A 19,618-nucleotide genomic window follows, 5' to 3' on the forward strand; every position below is an offset into this window, starting at 1 on the left:
GTTAATTATTAGGGGTCTCAATCTAAAACTCTGATCACAATCCATCCGAAGGCAAATAAGCTGATGATAACGATCGCGAAACCTGTTATTGCGCCTAAAGAAGAACGAGGTGTAAACTGGTACTCTGGCTGTTGTAATCGCTTCATTTCCTGTTGGTAATCGAAACAAGCGAAGATCAGATTGAAGTTGCCTAAACCCACAAAAAATAAGCTCAAAATATAAGCAAATCGGTTCGCATAAGTATCATTCGGTGATAAAGTCATCACAATTTCCTTCACGCCGATTCCAATACTGATCAAAGTTAAGCTATTGCGTGTAAAGGAAAGTAGGGAACGGTTTGCTGCAAGGTAATTACGTTGTCGGGCGAGTTGAGCCTGAGTATCGGGAGGATAAGGATTAATTGTCATAGATTGGCAAACACTTGATATCATGCTACGCGCTGGGATAAGGTTAAAGAAGGTTAATTCTCTGTTTTTATTTTTGCTTGTGTGGTTGAGAGATCGTCAGTTTTAAAGCATCCCCTCTGGTGACTCTGAGGTCTAGATTAAGTGACCTAAGCCCAGTTCAGTAGGGTGGGCAGTGCCCACCCTACCATTCAGTAAGATTACTCTTGATTCAGTCATTGCAACTTTCGCTTCATCCAAACTGAGTAGGGAAGACCGACTAAAGTTCCCACAATGACGATCCCAATGATAATGGGGACAACTTCCACTAGCCCGTTGAAAGTGGCAATAGTAATGGCAAGTCCAGCATTACGAGCAATGGTCGCAATGGCGATTCCAGCTTGTTGCTCTAAAGGTTGTCCAATGGTTACGAGATGACCGATCGCGAGTCCCAATACGGTAATGAGTATTGTTACAACCAAGACAGGAAGCCCTAAAGTGGGAACAATCCCCAACCCGATCATCAAAACAATCAGTGTCAGTACAAGAAACAGCGTATTCGCGATCGTGGATAAGAGGTCTGTAATCTCTTCGGCTAGATCTTGCCAGATGATGGATGCTGCCACTCCCAGCCCCAACGGTAAAAATTGGATCAGCCCCACTTGCCTGGCAACGTCCCAACTACTCACCATCAGGTCTAGATCGGGAAACAAAAGCACGAAGATTCTTAAAATGAGAGGAACAATGATAATGGCAAGCAGAGCTAATGTTGTCTGGAGACTCGCAGCAAACTCCATCCGAACACCAGCTAACCCAGCCCGTCTCGTAAGTAAAGCAGGACCAGGTGCAGCAATGAGGAAGATCAACGCTAAAGCAAAGGATTCTGGGAGTTGCAAGACGGCAAAAATCCCAGCCAGAAGCAGTGGTGGAATCAAAACCGTTGCTAAGAGTGAGCGCCCGACAAGGATCGGCTGTTGCCAAAAATTGATCAGATTAGGAACGGATAGAGAAGTTCCAATCGAGAGCATGATGAAAAAAATTGACAAAGAAATCAGGGTTTTGACAACTTGGCTATCGGGAGAAATCAGTTGTTGAAAGCTAATGTCTTGGGCAATTAAGGGAATGTAACTTGCTAAGCCAATAAAGACGAGGACGATCGCGATTGTAATGGCAAAGGAACGATCAGAGGTAAAGTCGTATTGAAATCGAGGTTGTTCTAGATTTTTCAGCACGCGCCAGTAGTTGAGTGTTCCTCCAGCTAGCGCAACTACCCCCAAGACAATCAACCCCAATCCTAAAACCCGTTCTTCTGCTAATTGATTCACAGCAGTTCCTGTTTCTGACTGTTTCAAATAAGCAAAAAAGCGATCAATGCCAAAACCAAAGCTGATCATGGACAGGGAAGTCCGAATCCAAGCCATCAGGGTGCGTTCCGCTGCCAGACGATTACGGTCTTTCGCCAGATCAGTGCGATCGCTGGCGAGATCAGTCCGAGTTAAAGCAAGTTCAGTATTGCTTAAGCCAGCAAAGGGAGAAGTCTCTTCATTCGATGCTGAATTCTGGTCTGAGGGATTTTGAGGATTATTCATCTCATCAAGACTCTCCTTCAGACATCAATCGGGTACTGAGCGCGATCGCGACAATGGATAAAGGAATAATGATAATTTTCCACTCAATTTCGCTCGGGGTTGCAGCTTCCAAGGTGCGTTTGACAAAGACCACACTCAAAAGCACAAGGAGTACCTCTAATAAACTTTTTTTGAGGGCAGCAATATTTTTAATCTTTAACCACTCGGGAATGTCTAAATCATCCCCTTGCAAGTTAAGAAACAGGGCATAGATGCCATAGGCAAAGGAAAGAAAGGCAAGACCAATCAGAAAATTATCCAGTGCTTCTAATAGACGCAATGTCGCTTCTTCTGCCACGCCAATGGGCATCGTAGTAGTCCCACGCTGGAACGCGATCGCGAAAGCAGCGATCGTTTCTTTAATCCCCAACAACAGCATCAGCAATGCAGCAGCGATAGAAGTAAAAACGGGAATGACACTAACCCAGCGTGTTCGTGAGAGAATCTTTAATAACATGGGTGCATTGGTTTTGACCATTGATTTTGTCCCTGATGAGATTCCAGTTCTCCTGAAATGAAAGATTGTAATTAAACAAAAAGCATTAAGATGCACCGATATTCATATCTACTTAAGTATAGTATAAGATTATAATATGGCAGTTTTCGCTCTCGTAAAATACCTTCTAAATTTCTGTTTTTTCTCTCTCCCCATTTTAGTGCCTTTGCTCGGGCTTATCGTTAGCCTGTGACTCATTGACTACACTAGTAGTCGGTCTCAATAGCAAACCAGTATTGAACTGGAATTCCTTCATCATTATTGAATTGCTTTCTCAAGATTTGGATAATATACAAGAAAGAATTGATCGATTTTCAATGGAGTTGAGCAAAGCACTCAATCAACCAGTTCAATTAGATGTAGATATAATTCCTTATCATCAATTTAATACTCAAAGTCAACCAGACTATTCGTTGAAGAGGCAAAATTGAAAAAGTTCGCTTGGAATCAATAAACGTTTGAGATGAGCGGACTCTTACCCGAGCAAAAAAGAAGTTTTGAAGCGTTTTTCCTTTCAAGCCTTTTCCTGATTTATGTTTGCAGGATTATTTCTGATACTTGATCATCTGTCAATAAAATTATGAGCAATAGCAACAATATTGAAACTGCTGATTTTACCTCTCAAACCCCACCTCATCGCCGTCGCATCGCTGCTGCTTTTCGTCGTTGGGGCTGGATCGGGTTTTGGAGCCAACTGATCTTAGGTTTTATTCCAGTTATCTTGGTGACATTCCAATTATTTTTCTCCTCAAAGTCTCAACTCAGAGGGGGTTTAGATTCTGGAAACATTTTGAGCTTTTTGGATCTCCTCACCCTGTTCTTTACCATTTACTGGTGTTTTCGCTACACGCGATTAGGCATTCAACTCGAAGATTCAAAGCAATATCCAAGCTCAGCCAAAGTCATTCGAGAAGTGTGGATTGGAATTATTGCCAATGTTGGGGTCATCTTCCTTGCGGTTTTGATCGGGATAGGTACTGTGGGAGGATTGCTTTATGTCGTTCTGTCGATGCCACAAGGGGGCGCAACGATTTTGCAGCCTACCCCAGGCGGAAAAATGATTAGCCCAGGACCAATCATAGTACCGATGGATATGCTGGGTTTGCTCGCTGTGATGAGCGTTATTTTAGCTGGCTTGTTGGGTCTCATGGTTAGCCTGTGGTTAATGCACCGCGCCAGTACCCGATCCAAATAGCTAAAGTTCAAAAAAAGATAAGTAGGTCAGCGTTATCCTTTCATTGCTCCTTACAGAGGGTGAACTGAACTCGATTTACCTTTCTGAGGGGCTTTTGCTTTCATTGACAAACCGTAAAATAGTGCTATTTTAATGTGCTGACCTACTTAATTGCACCTTATTCACTATAGTTACTAATTTTGTAGAAATATATCTACTCAAGCTTTATAGAGTCTTTAAGACTACTATAGGGCTAACTACGAGCCGCTCTATTTGGTTTTCTATCAAAGATAGAAGTTCCAAACTACTTTAAAGATGAGATTATTCACTCTAATAAAGTGAGTCTCTTAAAAGAAATGAGGTTAAATCATTTCTACTATTATGATAGCAGAAGAAGAAAAGTGTTAGTTTGTCTATAAATGTCTTCATCTTCAACGAAACTTTATAATACTGAACTGAAATGCTCCTGTAGTTTAGCTTCCTCTTCATAGGACAAATTAGATTGAATCAGTTCAGCACTTATCTCCCCTAAAGCTTCTTTGACTTTGTCAAGAGTTGCTTCACCAGTATATAAAAATAGAGCCGATGTCCCTTCAGTCACCTTGCTCTTGACATCGTTAATAAAGTTGTCATTGATGCCGTAATCACGAAGAGAACCTCCTAAAGCTCCCATTGAGGCTCCGACAGCTATACCTAAGATGGGGCAGAAAAAGATTAATCCGAAGAGCAACCCCCAGAAGGCTCCATCTAATGCCCCTAAACCTACTAAATTGACAGCTTGTTTGGTTCTGGGTTTCTTTTTCCCTTTAGGCCAAGAAACAGTAGCAGCATCTTTGATATCAATGATATGCTCCTTTTGTAATTGCGCTAATTTCGTTAAAGTTTCTTCGGCTCCCTTAGGGGTATTGAATTTCCAAACCGTAAATGAATTCATGAGCTTAGCTTGTAATAGATTCTGTACACTCATTAATTATACTGATAAAAAACCCTAGATTGTGCTGAAGTATCCGAGAAAACCATTAGTGATCTGTCAACTTTGAAATGATGGATTGAGTTATGTCTTTTACAAAATATGATTGAAGTTAGTATAAATTTCCAACTCCAATCTAAGAGGAAGCGGATTGGGGAGTTTTATAGTGCTACGCACTGGGGACCGGAACAAGGGGAAAGGGAAAAGGGAATCCATGAGGGGGTTTGAGTTCACCCATCGCTGTTACTCCAAGCAGTTTCTTGAACCCAGAAATGATTTGCATTTCATCGATTGGGAAGGGGTTGTTTCCGTTTCATCCATTGGGAATAGGGGATATTGATAATTATCCCAATAATTTGAGCAGCAAGGATGGTTAAGATCGCATCGGCTCGTGCGAGAGAAGTAGCAATAAAAATCGCTAACCCAAGATTACGCGCGATCGCGGCGATGGCAACGCTAGCCTGCAACTGGGGTTCGTAACCCGTGGCTAAGACATGACCGATTGCCAATAGCACCACATTAAACAGCGCGATCATGAAAAAAGACAGCCAGCCCAAGGTTAACAGCAACTTTGAGTCGATCAGATATATCAAAAGAACGACCACTAAAATTAACAGAAGCACTTGCGAGACTCGATTGAGAATTTTCGCTAATTGCTCGACCCACCCCGCTTGAATTTGATGAATGGCAAAACCGATACCAAGAGGTAAAAACTGCACCAAAGCAACTTGTTGGATAACTCTCCCAATATTGAGTCTGACTGTGGTCGCTTCCGGAAATCCGGCTTGAAAGAGACTGAGAATTAAGGGTGTCACGACAATTGTAATGAGAGCGAGAGTCACCTGCATACTCAAAGCGAGATTTCGAGTTACCCCAGCTTGGGAAATACGTAGCGTCAGCAGAGGTGGGCCAGGGGCAGCCATCAGTAACGCTAGCGCGATCGGTACGGGTTTAGGCAAATCGACGGTTAAAATCAATAGTGCTAATAGTAAAGGCGGTAAAACCACCGTAACGAGGAGGGTTCGGAGCATTAACCCCGATCGCTGCCAAAACTCGCGCAGTTGAGTGACTGACAAGCTCATTCCTAGAGAAAGAACAAACGTCAAGATCGTTACTGAGACAAACCCCTGAAACAAGGGATTGTTGAAGTTGATAATGTTCATGAGTCAAACTCTTCATTGGTTTGAAAATTTGAAAGAATTGACAAGAAGCGTTATTGCCAGGCAAAAAACTGAAGCCAATCCGTTTTCATGCTGACAACCTGCCAACCCTTGTCTTGAGCGGTATTGAGAGAAGCGTTGTCGGCTTCGCTGTAGGCAAACTCACATTCATCATCATCGTGGTTGATTAAAAGTTGAAAAGTTGGATAAAAGGCACTTTGGCTGTAGGTGAGCATGGCAATATCGCCACCGGAACGGACATTGCCACAAGCAAAAACAGGCGGTTGACCGATCGCGCGATCAATCCCAACTGGCTTACCTGCCTTATCGTTAATCAGGTCTATCTGAGGCAATCGCCAGATGACATTGCCTCCATCAACTGAGCGGTATTCTTTCTCTAAGGAACTGCCGATGACCTGTTGCGGGGTGATACCGTACATCGACGTGGAGATTAACCGCACAAAGTCGATCCCACCGCCCGTGCAAATCCAAGTTTGAAACCCGTTGGCACGCAGATAAGCCAGCAGTTCAAGCTGAGGCTGATAACCCAGTTCGGTGTATTTGACTCCGTATTCGGGATGGGTTGCCGTTTCTAAAAAAGATTGCGCCTTGCGCTCATATTCTTCCTGGGGCATATTGGCACTGATTGTCGCTAAGAGTTTGAGCAGTTCTGCCCTTGCTTCCGGTTGAGCAAAATAGCTAGGATCGCGAGTCAGCAACGCCCTGACCACTGGTCGGTCTGATAATTCAGGCTGCATTTCGATACGCGCCTTCACCTGAGAAATCACAAACATCCCTTGGACTAATGGTTGTTCGCACCAGAGAGTGCCATCATTATCAAAAGTTGCGATGCGATCGCGCGGGGGAATATACCCATCACTGCCCTCGCTTGTGGCTTGCTGGACAAAGTCTAAAATCGCGGATTTAACCGGTCTGTCTTGCCAGGATGGTAGAGGATCGGGATTCAGGGCAAGTGTCGGTTGCTGGGGTAAAGACAATGATTGAGCCGTGGGAATGGCAATCACAGCCGGGAGTAATTGTAAGAAGCGCGATCGGGTTAGTTTCATAGCTCAGTCACTCTTACTAAGTTAGCGATTGGAATGGATTTCTGAATTTTTAACAAACTCAGAAATAACTGGGCTTATTTCAAAGCGAAATTGACTTTATTAATCTGCCCCGTGAACTCAAATTTGCCTTGATCTTGATAGTCAGGCGCGATCGCGGTAATGGAGTCACGACCCACCTCAAACGGCTCTAAACCGTGACGGAACAAAGAGCGGGTGAGTTTGCCCTCTCCTGCCAGCTTGTCGTTGACAAACAGCTTGAGAGTCCCACCGCCTTTTTGAGACCCATCGGGAGTAAACTCACTTTTGACAGTTACTTTGCCCTTAGGTAAGTCAACGGTGCCCGGAATCGTTACATCCCCAATATCAAAGACCGTATAGCGGAAATTGGGTTTGTTGTCTTTAACGTATAGCGACCAACCCGCCGAAAACGATCCAGCACAAGTAATCACGCCTTCTGCACCTTCTTGGGGAATCGTGACATCAGCAGCGATCGTATGCCCTCTCGGGAACAGTTGCGGACCGACTGGCTCGGGTAGGCGCACGTCATTGCCGTAATAAGTCCAATCAGTTGGCGGTTCACCGCTCCCTCGCAGTTTCGGATCGAAGCGCTCGGACAGTCGAGGATCGAGGGGGAAGACATTATACTTCTCGGCTTCCTCAACAAACTTAGCTTGCAATTCCTGCAGTTTGGCTGGGTTTTCTTCCGCAAGATCATTTGCCTGACTAAAGTCTTCTTCTAGGTTGTAAAGTTCCCAAGGGGCATCTAGAAAATCTCCCTCGCGAGTCGCGGTATTCCAGGGAACGCCAAAGCGCGTCGAAGCCATCCAGCCCTCGTCATAGATCCCCCGATTGACAAACATCTCGAAATATTGGGTGGTTCGTTTGTCCTCAGCCTTTTGATTATCAAACGAGTAGAGCATACTGACTCCTTCGATGGGTTTTTGCTCGATTCCGTTGACTTCGGTGGGTGCGGGAATTTTAGTTGCCTCCAGAATGGTCGGTGCGATGTCAATCACGTGATGAAACTGGTCGCGCATTTCCCCTTTAGATTCAATGCCTTGGGGCCAATGCACCACCATCGGGTTACGAGTCCCGCCGAAGTGACTGGCAACCTGCTTCGTCCACTGAAAGGGAGAATCCATTGCCCAAGCCCAACCCACGGGGACATGAGGTTCACTGGTGGGTCCGCCGATTTCGTCGAGTCGATTGATCGTACTCTCTAATCCCAACTGAATGCCCAGCAAACTCGCCAGTTCACTAAAAGTCCCTTCCAAACCGCCTTCAGCACTAGCGCCGTTGTCGCCGACGATGTAGAAAATCAGGGTATTGTCTAATTCTCCAGATTCCTCCAAAGCGTCAATGAGGCGACCGATGTGATAGTCGGTATGTGCCATGTATCCCGCATAGTTTTCCATGAGGCGGGTATAGACCGTTTTCGCCTCTTCAGGCACTTCCTCCCAAGCGGGGATTTCTTTGGGGCGGGGCGTTAGTTGGGTCTCTTCGGGAATGATGCCCATCTCTAACTGCTTTTGGTAGGTTAATTCCCGTTGTTTATCCCAGCCGTGATTAAACTGTCCTTTGAACTTTTCCCGCCATTCTGGGGGAACGTGATGGGGGGCATGAATCGCGCCGGTACTAAAGTAAACAAACCACGGTTTATCTTTATCGGCTGCTCTCACGTTGCGCGTCCACGCGATCGCTTCATCGGTCATATCCGCAGTAAAGTGATAGCCCTCTTCGGGAGTTTTCGACGGACTGACGGGGACTGTATTCCGATAGAGGTTGGGATAGTATTGGTGCGCTTCTCCTTGGTTAAAGCCGTAGAAGTAATCAAAGCCTAAGCCAGTGGGCCAGCGATTGAAAGGTCCAGCTGGGCTAATGTCTGGTTCTGGGGTATTGTGCCATTTGCCAAACATAGCGGTGGCGTAACCATTATCATTTAAGGTTTCTGAGATCAGAGCCGTGCTTTTGGGAATGATGCCCGTATAGCCTGGATAGCCAGTTCCTGTTTCAATAATGACCCCAGTGCCGACACTGTGATGATTGCGCCCAGTGAGCAGGGCAGCGCGGGTGGGACTGCACAGGGCTGTGGTGTGGAAGCGATTGTAGGAAATGCCGTTACTCGCGAGTTTGTCCAGATTGGGAGTGGGAACCGGTCCGCCAAAGGTGGAGGTCATGCCAAAGCCCACATCATCGAGCAGGATGATCAACACATTGGGGTCTCCTTCGGGAGCCTCTACTGGCTCGGGATAACTGGGAACAGAATCTTTATAGGTTTTGCCCACTTTGCCCTTAAATTCTGGGTCGGGTTTGGGCAGTTGGATTATTGTCTGAGCCGATTTGCTAGAAACTTCGGCTGCGATCGCGCGATTACTAAAAACTAAATTGTTCGTTAGCACTAAGGCAATTGAGAGGGCGATCATGACAATTAACTTACTGCAGCAATCGCGAAATAAATGTTTCATCATTAAAATCTCCAACCATTTACGGATTTGATAACTTCCCCCTTCCGAAGGCAGTAGGGGGGATTCTTAACGGGTTACTACTCTAATGGCACAAGTGAGCGAAAACCAATATGAGTTGTCCCAGTGTCAGGCGCTTGGGATTCTCGGGCTGCCGGACGATAACGGCTACAATAGTTTTTGGCACATAAATGAGAACCGCCTTTAATCACGTGCATTGCACCATCAGTGGGCTTTTTCGGGTCAAAACTTTCTTCTTCAGAAGCACCAGTCGGATTGAGGCGATGCGCTTTATCCGCATGGCTGACACCGTACCAATCCGATGTCCATTCCCAAACATTGCCTGTCATGTCGTATAACCCGTAACCATTGGCAGGAAAGGATTCAACGGGAGCCGTGCCTAGATAATGATCTTCTTTGGTATTGAAAAACGGAAATATGCCCTGCCAAGTATTAGCTTTCTGGGCGGAGTATTCGTCACCCCAAGTAAATTTCTTATTCTTCAATCCTCCCCTAGCAGCAAATTCCCACTGCGCTTCTGTGGGTAGGGTTTTACCCGCCCATTCGGTATAGGCTTGGGCATCTTCATAAGCAATATGCACAACGGGATAATTGTCTTTCCCTTGAATGTCGCTATCGGGTCCAAACGGGTGTCGCCAGTTTGCGCCTGGAGTCCAATGCCACCAACTCAGATACGCCACTTGTTGCGAGTTCTCAGGAGGCGGTTCAAAAACTAATGAACCAGGTGCACGTTCTTCCTCAGACAAGTCTGGAAAGTTTTCTTGAGACAGGGGGCGTTCTGCGACAGTAACATAACCGGTTGCTTCCACAAATTTGGCAAATTCCGCGTTTGTCACCTCATGTCGATCTATACAGAAGGAACTCACGGAAACATCCTCTGCTGCTTGTTCTTCCCAAAATCTAGACTGATTATCTCCCATCTGAAACGATCCCCCAGAAATGAATACCATATCCTCGGGACAAGCAGCAGTATTATCAGCGGGAACGGGTAGCGGAAAAACCAAGAGAATGATCAGCGCGATCGCGCTACTAACAATTAATTTCATAGCTGGCTTGATAGGTTGAAATCGGCAAAAAAGTTACACTTTCAATTCACTGCATCAGATATATAGCAGTTCTAAATCTTATGTAAAAAGTTGATTAACCGTTCCCCCCTTACTAAGGGGGGCGAGGGGGGATTAATTTACAATTCTTATGGGATTGCTATAGCAGTTTTCACGCTTCTTGAGGGACATTCTAAATTTTGGTTCTTTGTTCTTCGTTCTTTGACCGTTCGACAGGTTAATCAACCATGAACATCCACCGACTCGCTTTGTACCTCAACCAACTAGGAAACGCTATATCACGGCAAATCGAACATTGTTTTAATACATTTTCTGGGCTAGATTTTCCAGCGATGTTAACTTCATTACAATGATGAAGAAAACACAAAACTATTGTTGTTTGCGAAGATCTTTGGCTATATTTTTTTTAGCAATTTGTCATACCATAGTTCTTAGCTAAATATTCAATGAAAATTATCACTTTATCATCTCAAGTCTTTGTAACTAGTTTCATCTTAAAAAAGCCTGAATTATAATTCATCCTCCAACACGGAGGAAAAAAGGAGGAGTGACAGTAGATCCCCCTTAGTAAGAGGTGAATTAAAGGGGGGATCAAATTCAGGAATTTATAACTGATTCCTGACTGCTATAAATGATTTAATTCTTAAAAATTGGAGTAATAAAACCTAATTCTGTTGCGCGAACCACTGCTTGTCTGCGATTATGAACATTGAGTTTCTGGTAAAGATGTTTCAGGTGAGACTTAACGGTTGTTCTTGAAATTCCTAACTGTTTTGCGATTTCTTTATCTTGCAGTCGTTGTGAAAGCATTTCTAAAATTTCGGCTTCTCGGTGGGTGAGATATTCAACCATCTGTATATTGAATTGAGATTGTTTTGTGGGAAGATTCAATATCTCTAAAAGTCGTCTTTTGAAACAACATTGAGGACTGTATTGATGCAACTGTCGGATCAGCGTTGCAAGAGGATAACCGAGCTCAATAAAGGGACGCATAAAGCTACCTGACTCTGCAAGAAGGGTCACTGATTCTAAAACGGCTAATGCTTTTTCCCAATCCCCTTGTTTTTCTAGGACAAGGGCTTGTAAGAGTCCAATTTCGATAATTTGGCAAGTATAATTGAGACTTTCTGCTTCTTCTCTAAGGGGTTGTAGTAATTCGGTTGCGTTTTGTAAAGATTGTTTACAGCCGATCGCGCTTAAAACTCGAACTTGAGTGATGATCGGGACTTCGAGCCAACAAAATAGGCTAGAAGCATGGGGGGTATCTTCAAAAGAGTGCAACCACTGAGATGCTGAGAAAAGATCCCCTTGTAATAAGGCGAGTCTGGCTTGAGCAGAATGCGCGATCGCGATCATCTCAAAATCCCCTGTTTCTCTGGCAAATGCTAGCACTTGTTTCATGGTTGCGGTTGCAGAATCCGCTTGCTGCAATGCTTGATAAGTCAGCGTTAGCCCAATCAGACTATCAATGATTAATCTTACTTCTCTCAAATTTCCACTTTCAGCAACACAGTGAAAATGCAGTAACGCCTGTTCAGGATGATTTCTGCGGAAATAAGCAGCCCCTTGCAGATAGTGCGCCCAATGGTTAACGGGTTCGATTTTCTCCACTTGCTGTGCAATTTCTAGTGCAGGGGTTAACTGACCCGATAAGGTATAGAGCAGGCCTAATCCCTTTACCATATAGATATTACGATGGCACCGTTTCCGATCTGCTGTGAAAAATTGGATGGCGTTTCGCTTTTCTCCACAAATGTAAAGGGCGAGACCGAAATAGATTTGCGTTTCATTGCGGATTCTGTGAGCCGTTTCTGATAGAGACGCTAATGCTGTTTCTAAGTATCTTAAACTGCTTTCAGCTTGTCCTTCCCAGAAAAATACAATCCCTTGTAAACTGTTGAATTCGGCTAATAATTCGGGTGCTAATGGGTCATCTTCTAATTGTTGTAATATCAGTGCAACCTCTCGAAACTGATGGCGAAAGCACGCAATCCAACCCTGACTTAATAAAAGCGGCGATCGCTGCTGTAAAATCTCTGGTGGGATTTGTTTCAACCAAATCTCAAGTTGATCCCATTGCTCTGCATTTAAGGTTTTTAAACGATGTCCTTCGATGATTTCAACTGCACGGATTACGTTATTCGCAGCTAAAGCGTGCGCGATCGCGTCATCAATTAAATCCTCAGACTCAAACCACTGACTGGCTTGTAGATGCCATGCAGTAATATCTTGAGGGCGATATTGCTCTTGTAGCTGTTTCAGTAATACCTTCCGCAATAAGGGATGATAGCGATACCATTTTCCAGCTTCATCTAAAGGAGTAACTAACAGATTTCCATGATTCATCATGTCTAGAAAGTCACTTTCCTGAAACATTCCATCTGATAAAAAAACTGCTTCTACTAAAGGAAAGCAAAAGCAGTTAAACATTGAAGATTGTGTCAGCCATTTTTTTACGCTTAGGGGTTGTACAGCAAGCACTTCTTCCCGCAAATATTCCTCAATGGAAGCGATATCTTCTGGCAAATGAAACAGAAAATTATTCGGATTCGCTTGCTGAAATAAAATTAGAGAAATCAAACGTAAACCAACGGCCCATCCCTCCAGTTCATTCTGTAAATTTAATAAAGCCTGTCGATTAATTTGACCTTCTAGAAACTGATTCTGGTGAAGAAAATACTCAGTTTCTAACAGAGTAAACGCCAGTTCTTTCGTTCGTAATTCAGTGAGTTGACCTTGTGCTCGTAGAGTAGAGAGAGGCAAAGCAGGATCTTTTCGCGTTATGATAACTAAGTGTAAAGCCGATGGCGGATATTTCAGAATCAGACTAATAAAGTGATGGATTTCTGGATGATGAATGCAATGATAGTTATCCAGAACTAAAATAAAAGATGATTCAATTTGATTAATTTTATTGAGCAAAGAGTTCGTCAAAATTGGCAATGATGAAAAACCATTTGCCTTTAACTGTTCCTTCGTTTGTAAACAGGCTTCAGGAAATAATTGTTCTATGGCTGCGATAAAATATTTTAGAAAAATGATCGGATTATTATCTGTTTGATCCAAAGATAGCCAACTGCTTGGTTCTTTCCGAGAATTGAGCCACTGACCAACTAATACACTTTTACCATATCCTGCGGGCGCTGAAACTAAGAGTAATGAACCTTGCATCCCTTGATCCAAAAGTCCCTTTAAGCGTTTTCTTTCCAACAAATCCTGTCTCAACGAAGGGAGATTCATTTTCGTTGAAATCACCCCAGTCGTATCCTTCCAGCTAATATCATTCATCATTAAATTATGATGTCTATTATCACCAACCAATGAATTTTAATGAGGTATCAAAAAACAAACAGTATTCTGAGAAAATCACATAATTAACGTATAAGGTAGGTTGGGTAGAACCTAGCGCGAAACGCAACATAAATTATGAGCGATCACCCGAACTTGATATAAACCTTGAATTTTGTTATATCCATTTAAAATATGACAGTATTATCACTGAATTACAAGTCATGTTTAAAAAATTTGATAACTTTTCCTTGCGCGTCAATGTTGCTAATTGATCTGTTTATTCACGAAACGACTTCGGAAACTCAATTTGAAATCTGGGTCGAGTGTAATTTTTCGGCAAATAACTAGCTGGAATGGTATTCTGGTTACCATCTCGAACCGCTGCATAGTGAGGCGACATAATTTCAATCCCCGCAGCATTACAGTAATCTTGCACATTTTGTAGTAAATTCGAGTAGATTTGTTCAATCTGCTCAGGTTCGTTCAAAAAAATCTTCAGTTGATAGGTGACATAAAAGTCATCTAAGCTGGTTTGCAAGACAAAAGGAGCGGGGTCTGCTAAAACAGATGGCGTTGCTAAAGCTGCTTCTACCAACACAGCATGAACTTGTCGCCAAGGCACATCATAACCGAGGGTGATCGTCGTTCGCATGGCTAGAGATAACTTGAGTTCATGAACTGCTGCTGAGTAGTTCATAATCGTCTTGGATTGCAACGTATCGCTGGGAATCGTTAAAATTTCATCATCAAAGGTTCGGATTTGCGTCGCTAAAATTGATTTTTTGTGGACAAAGCCCTGATAATTCTCAAATGCAATCAGATCCCCCACTTGAAACGCTCGTGAAAAAATAATGACGTAACCCGCAATGATATTAGAAATCGTACCCGCCCCTCCTAAGCTCAATAACGCACCCGCTAACAGCCCTAACCCCTGAATCGCTGGAGATTCAAAGATGGGCAAATAGGGTAAGATCATCGCAAGGGTGACTAACCAAATCAAAACAAACACTAACTTTTGGGTGGGTCGCGCCCAGTCTTGATAAAAGCCGGGCCATCTGACACGACCCGTTGCAAGAGAATCAAAAATGAGCTTATTCGTCTTAAAAACAAACCGAGCCAAAATAATGACGATTAAAATCACAAACAAGTTCGGCAGAAAATTAATTGCTGATTCCCAGATTGAAATGAAGGGAGTTTGAAACAACTGCAACATCCTTCTGCCAAAATTCTCTGTTCTCGGAAAAAAGAAGGTAATCAGGATAAAATAGCCGACCAAGTAAATACCTAGTAGCACCCAGCTTAATAGCGAGATTAGGGAGTGCGCAAATAAAACTTGTTCATTAACACTGACAATAACTAAGCCTCGGAATCGGATCGGATATACTCTTGTTTCTCGCCAAGTATCGATCGAATGTTGAATAGTTTTCAACAGACGCTGAGTTACTCGTAATAAAATAATGAGAACTACGGTAGCAATGACAAGAGCGATAACACCAATAATCCTTCTTCTTAAGCTATATTGTTGGCGATATTCACCAATTCCGTCTTGAATTGCCTCTAGCCACTCGTTTGCTAGATCTGACACAGGATGTTGAGCAATGGCAGCATCATTTTTGTTGACTAAAACAATAATTTGGGATTCCTCGTTATTGCGAATCTGGGAAATTAGATAAACTTCTTCTTCTTGAATCGGACGAGCAACAATGCTGTTGAGCGGAATATCATGATCGTGGGCAATCCTTTGAATCTCTTCGCTAGCAAGACGTGCCCGTTGTGATGCTTGCATCCTCGGGAGATCAGCCCCAATCGTAAATAAGGTTTTGTCTCCTAAAGTAACTGGAAATTGATCCGTTTCACTTGGGGAAGATTGAGATTGACCCTGAGATTCTGATTGCGCGTAGGTCAAAGACCAAACCGAAGGTATCGCTGTTGGTACGATTACAGCGAGATTAAATTGCAGTAGTATCGTCAGGATCATGATGAATCCAAATTGCTGCCATCTCTGCATGGACTATTCTCCAGAAAACTGATTCGTTGCTCTCTTCTACAGCAAGATCAGTTTCAACTTTTGGCATCAATATTTATGGCTTAATATACAAGGTTTGACTGAACCAGAAATCCTCTCAAAAGTAGGAAAAACAGGGGAGATAGTTGTAGGGTGGGCATTACCCACCGTGCAAGATGTAACAAGCATCTCCTCCTTTTCTCATCCATTGAGGAGGATGTGCAATTAAATCCCATAGAAGACGATAATCATGACAGATTAAGTAAGTTATTAAGCAAAAACCAAGGTTTCTTATTATTTCTAGCTATAATTTGCCATATTTAACTCACGGAATGATTGATTGCTTAGGCAACGTTTTGGGAAGAAAAATTCTCATGATTTTGCTGGTTGGAATCTCGAATTTAGTTCGCATCCAGCCTAGTTTTGCTGAGTCGGAAGCAGTTTCCCCTGTCAAACTATCATCACTAGAAATGGATTACTCAACTCAGGCGAAAGATTTACAGCACTATTCTTTTTTCTTCATTGATGAGAGTTCGCCCCTGATGCCCATTGACTCTGTTGATGACCCTGAGAGGGATCGTTTAATGATTGGGCAGGCGGGTGACTTAAAAGTTCCTTTAGGAGAAGCAACAGGAAACCTGTTGTTTGGGTTTGGCAGTTTAACGCAAGAGCCGACTACTGTCCGTTCCGCCAATCGCCGTCGAGCAGCTTTGAGGGGACGCGATACCCTCGGTAACTTAGCGGTTGATACCTACTTGGGATTTAAACCCTCTGATGATGAATTAACACTGCTTGAGATTAAGCCCGATCTGACAGGAAAGTTAATCAATTTCGATTTGATTTATGTAAATTTGGGCAATTCTGATGATTATTGGCAGGTTAATCTCTTTAACCAGCGATCGCGCTCCCCGTCTTTTGAAAATGGAGAAACTGCGGTCGATTTGCCCAATGGGAATGTTCCCTGGGTTGATCGCGTCGGTGTCGGCTTGGAATATGTTAGAGACTTCACCCCCGGATGGCGTACCGCCTTTGGCATTAACTATCAACGGATTGCCGTGCGCGATGAGATTTTTTCCTCTGACTTGCAACCGTTTGATGAACGGGGAAATCCTTTAACCCTTGACGATGATGGCAATGACACCATGCTGTTATTAGGGGTGTCAACGTTATTTAGTACCATTGATGAACCGAGTTTTCCGACTGAGGGGAGTCGTCTTCGTTTCGCGATCGATCAGTCGATCCCTGTCGGAGACGCAGACTTAACGTTTACAAGGCTGGAGTTTAGCGCGTCCCAATACTTTCCGTTGCAAATCTATCAAATCGGAAAACTCGACCCCCAAGTTCTCATTCTCAATATTCAAGCAGGAACAGTCATGGGAGACGATTTACCGCCTTACGAAGCATTTAACCTCGGCGGATCAAGCTCGGTACGGGGGTTTGCTAAGGGAGAAGTCGGCTCTGGGAAAAGTTTTATTCAGGGGTCTGTTGAGTTGCGATTGCCTCTCTTCACCGCTTTAAAGTCTAACTTTGGGGTGAATCTTTTCATGGACTATGCCGATGATTTGGGAACCGCCGATCAGATTGTTGGTAACCCAGCAGATGTTCGCGATAAGCCTGGCAGTGGTTTCGGGTATGGCTTGGGGCTTTATGGCGATACCCCCATCGGTTTTACTCGCTTTGAATTGGGGTTTACCGATGAAGGAAGCAGTCAGTTCCATTTTCTCGTCTTCGGCGATCGATTTTGAGCATTATTGTGGAGTGAACTCATGAAATCATTACTAAATCTGTTATCGATCAGTGTTGTCAATTGCTTACTCTTCCTAACTGATGCTTCCGCCCAACGATTGAATCAACCCACCTTTTTTGAAGAAGGTCGTGAACAGTTTGAAGAACTAATTCAGAAACTAGAACAGTCGCAACCTAACGCTGAACTCACGATTGATGAAAGTATTCAGCAATGGCACCCGATTACATCCGAAGACGGTGGATTTTCAGTTTGGGTTCCGTTAGGAATCTTGTTTGATGACACTGAGACTATTCAAATCGGAGAAACCCCTTTAATTTTCAGAATCCTGTCTAGCCAAGTTTCTACAGGTAAATTCGTTGTTGCCTATGCAGACGCACCTAATCTCCCAACAGACCAGCTTTTTACCGCCGTGAAAGATGCTCTGGTTCAGCGCACAGCCTTTGAGATCACTCATGTCGAAAGTATCACAGTGGATGGCAATATAGGAGAATCTCTGATTTTGAGAAGCGATGCTGGTCAAATCTCAACTTATATTCTTTTAGGGAACAGTCGTTTATACGTCGTGGGGGTTCGACAGTCACAAGAAAATCTATCCTCGGAAGTAGCAAATAGATTCCTGAGTTCATTTCAGTTTACAAGCAATTAAAATCAGCAGTTTATTCCTGCACTGGTTTCAGTCGAATCGTTACATCGCTTGGACTCTGGCGAATCAGTTGAATAAAGTTGGTTTCTGTTTCCCACTCCACCAATACTGATAAATTTTCACCATCTGATGGGTCAACGCCTGAGGAAGATGAAGAAGTCTCAGGACGAGCAAAAGTTTCATCCTCAATCAATGTAAAACCGCGAGGCTTTTCACTCCGTTGTAGTCTTCCTGTCATCCGAGTGGGACGACCAAACCTTTGATTTAATTCTCCAACTAAACCTGTCGTATCTCCTTTCGATCTCAAAATGATCTCAGATAGCTTGGGTTCACTGCCAACAAAATTCAGTAGCACTTCAAACTGGTATTCATTGAATTCCCAATCACTTTTAAGCAGTGTTTTTTGTTCGCCATCGATGATTGGCTCTTCTAAGGGAACAGCACTTCCCTCAGAGGCTTCGCGAACTTCTTCCAGACTCATGCCCCACTCGGTATATTCCCATTCTGCTCTAACGGGTTGAGCTAAGAATTGTGTGACGATGGGAGTGAGAATGAGGGATAGCAAAAGTGAAATTTTGTTCTTCATCGTCTTATCCTTAATTTCAAGTAACTATGATATTGATAAATTGACGAATTCATTCATTTGTTGGAGGATTTTAGCTTCTCTTGCAGATCAAGAATCGGTTGCTGGCTGACGGGAATTAAACTTTTCGTGGCTGTCTTATCTAGGTCTAAGATGACTAAGACAATTGCTGAAAACATAAGAGCCAGCAATAAGAAACCTAAAACACTTCCTGAATTGCTAAGCCCGAATTCATATCCGACAGCTACCATGGCAAGCATCGTGACAAAATAGGTTAGAAGCCAAATAGTTGGATGTAAACGATATTGAAGCCCTTGATTGTAGCGTTCTGAGTGCAAATCAATCACTTCGTTTAATGACTGGATATATAGCGCAAACACTTCCGTCTCTTTTTCTTCACTGGAAGCCTTGTTGGCTAGAGACCAAAGTTCATCTTGTATGGCTTCTGAATCGACCAATAGCTTCTGGAGTTGGCTTTTATTTTTTATGTCTTGTACCTGAGATCTCAGATCCACATAATCAATTAAAAGTTGTCGAGATTGGGTACGCAAAGGTTCTTCCAAGAAATCTGTACGCAATATCGCTGTGCCAAGGGCGTTCGCTTCCTCCAAGACTAATGCTTTACGAGCAGCATAGCGTGAAGAGACCAGCGACAAGGTTAATGCCAGCATGAAACCCAGCAAAGCCAGCATCGCACTGACAATTGACCCTGCCGAGAGATTTTTCCCATTTTTCTTATGTCGTTGAATGTATTGTCCTAAATGAATGCCAATCCAAATTGATAAAAGGACAAAAGCAACGATCGCGAAATAGGTCAGTAGAGAACTCAATAGAGAACTAAGGATCATAACTCTACTAAGTTTATTAGCTGTAAGATTAAGCATAAGACCGACTTCAAAATTAAGGATGCCAAAATGGCAACTT

General features: G+C 43.4%; 16 protein-coding genes. 3 read left to right on the forward strand and 13 right to left on the reverse strand.

From position 1 onward, the window contains the following. Nucleotides 1–17: 17 nt before the first annotated feature. From PCC7418_RS14250 to PCC7418_RS14260, 3 genes are all read right to left on the reverse strand, one after another. The gene (locus PCC7418_RS14250; RefSeq protein WP_015226889.1) at nt 18–407 is read right to left on the reverse strand and encodes a YidH family protein; all 390 of its coding nucleotides are present in this window, start codon (nt 405–407) and stop codon (nt 18–20) included. Nucleotides 408–619: 212 nt separating this feature from the next. After that, complete coding sequence (locus tag PCC7418_RS14255; RefSeq protein ID WP_015226890.1) at nt 620–1,972, reverse strand: DUF202 domain-containing protein; 1,353 nt, start codon at nt 1,970–1,972, stop codon at nt 620–622. A gap of 4 nt (nt 1,973–1,976) precedes the next feature. Beyond that, nucleotides 1,977–2,489, reverse strand: coding sequence for a YqhA family protein (locus PCC7418_RS14260; protein WP_015226891.1), 513 nt, complete (start codon nt 2,487–2,489; stop codon nt 1,977–1,979). A 598-nt stretch (nt 2,490–3,087) separates the two neighbouring features. Between PCC7418_RS14260 and PCC7418_RS14270 the strand changes: the two genes are divergently transcribed. Next, nucleotides 3,088–3,702, forward strand: a complete 615-nt coding sequence (locus tag PCC7418_RS14270; RefSeq protein ID WP_015226892.1) for a DUF3611 family protein — start codon at nt 3,088–3,090, stop codon at nt 3,700–3,702. Nucleotides 3,703–4,123: 421 nt separating this feature from the next. On the opposite strand, the gene PCC7418_RS14275 is transcribed toward PCC7418_RS14270, so the two are convergent. From PCC7418_RS14275 to PCC7418_RS21160, 8 genes are all read right to left on the reverse strand, one after another. Then, on the reverse strand, nt 4,124–4,615 hold the full coding sequence (locus PCC7418_RS14275; RefSeq protein ID WP_041596699.1) for a DUF1269 domain-containing protein: 492 nt from the start codon (nt 4,613–4,615) through the stop codon (nt 4,124–4,126). A 320-nt stretch (nt 4,616–4,935) separates the two neighbouring features. Next, complete coding sequence (locus PCC7418_RS14280) at nt 4,936–5,814, reverse strand: bile acid:sodium symporter family protein (RefSeq protein ID WP_015226894.1); 879 nt, start codon at nt 5,812–5,814, stop codon at nt 4,936–4,938. A 50-nt stretch (nt 5,815–5,864) separates the two neighbouring features. After that, nucleotides 5,865–6,878 carry an HAD family phosphatase gene (locus tag PCC7418_RS14285; RefSeq protein ID WP_015226895.1) on the reverse strand — a complete coding sequence of 338 codons (1,014 nt, stop codon included), beginning with the start codon at nt 6,876–6,878 and terminating at the stop codon, nt 5,865–5,867. Between the two features lie 74 nt (nt 6,879–6,952). Continuing rightward, nucleotides 6,953–9,346 carry an arylsulfatase gene (locus PCC7418_RS14290; protein ID WP_015226896.1) on the reverse strand — a complete coding sequence of 798 codons (2,394 nt, stop codon included), beginning with the start codon at nt 9,344–9,346 and terminating at the stop codon, nt 6,953–6,955. A gap of 74 nt (nt 9,347–9,420) precedes the next feature. Continuing rightward, nucleotides 9,421–10,407: a formylglycine-generating enzyme family protein gene (locus PCC7418_RS14295; RefSeq protein WP_015226897.1), complete on the reverse strand. Its 987-nt coding sequence runs from the start codon at nt 10,405–10,407 to the stop codon at nt 9,421–9,423. A gap of 654 nt (nt 10,408–11,061) precedes the next feature. Beyond that, on the reverse strand, nt 11,062–13,716 hold the full coding sequence (locus PCC7418_RS14300) for a LuxR C-terminal-related transcriptional regulator (protein ID WP_015226898.1): 2,655 nt from the start codon (nt 13,714–13,716) through the stop codon (nt 11,062–11,064). Between the two features lie 277 nt (nt 13,717–13,993). After that, nucleotides 13,994–15,622, reverse strand: a complete 1,629-nt coding sequence (locus PCC7418_RS14305; protein ID WP_051030553.1) for a mechanosensitive ion channel family protein — start codon at nt 15,620–15,622, stop codon at nt 13,994–13,996. A 43-nt stretch (nt 15,623–15,665) separates the two neighbouring features. After that, nucleotides 15,666–15,791 carry a hypothetical protein gene (locus PCC7418_RS21160; RefSeq protein ID WP_255348260.1) on the reverse strand — a complete coding sequence of 42 codons (126 nt, stop codon included), beginning with the start codon at nt 15,789–15,791 and terminating at the stop codon, nt 15,666–15,668. Nucleotides 15,792–16,095: 304 nt separating this feature from the next. Between PCC7418_RS21160 and PCC7418_RS19500 the strand changes: the two genes are divergently transcribed. Both PCC7418_RS19500 and PCC7418_RS14315 read left to right on the forward strand, forming a co-directional pair. After that, nucleotides 16,096–17,466, forward strand: coding sequence for a BamA/TamA family outer membrane protein (locus PCC7418_RS19500; protein WP_051030554.1), 1,371 nt, complete (start codon nt 16,096–16,098; stop codon nt 17,464–17,466). Nucleotides 17,467–17,487: 21 nt separating this feature from the next. After that, the gene (locus PCC7418_RS14315) at nt 17,488–18,114 is read left to right on the forward strand and encodes an exodeoxyribonuclease VII small subunit (protein WP_015226901.1); all 627 of its coding nucleotides are present in this window, start codon (nt 17,488–17,490) and stop codon (nt 18,112–18,114) included. Between the two features lie 10 nt (nt 18,115–18,124). Here the strand turns inward: PCC7418_RS14315 and PCC7418_RS14320 are convergent, their stop codons facing one another. Together PCC7418_RS14320 and PCC7418_RS14325 are read right to left on the reverse strand one after the other, a co-directional pair. Beyond that, the gene (locus tag PCC7418_RS14320; RefSeq protein WP_015226902.1) at nt 18,125–18,697 is read right to left on the reverse strand and encodes a hypothetical protein; all 573 of its coding nucleotides are present in this window, start codon (nt 18,695–18,697) and stop codon (nt 18,125–18,127) included. Between the two features lie 53 nt (nt 18,698–18,750). After that, the gene (locus PCC7418_RS14325; RefSeq protein WP_083885408.1) at nt 18,751–19,578 is read right to left on the reverse strand and encodes a DUF4239 domain-containing protein; all 828 of its coding nucleotides are present in this window, start codon (nt 19,576–19,578) and stop codon (nt 18,751–18,753) included. Nucleotides 19,579–19,618 lie beyond the last annotated feature (40 nt).

The organism is Halothece sp. PCC 7418, from assembly GCF_000317635.1.
GTDB lineage: Bacteria > Cyanobacteriota > Cyanobacteriia > Cyanobacteriales > Rubidibacteraceae > Halothece.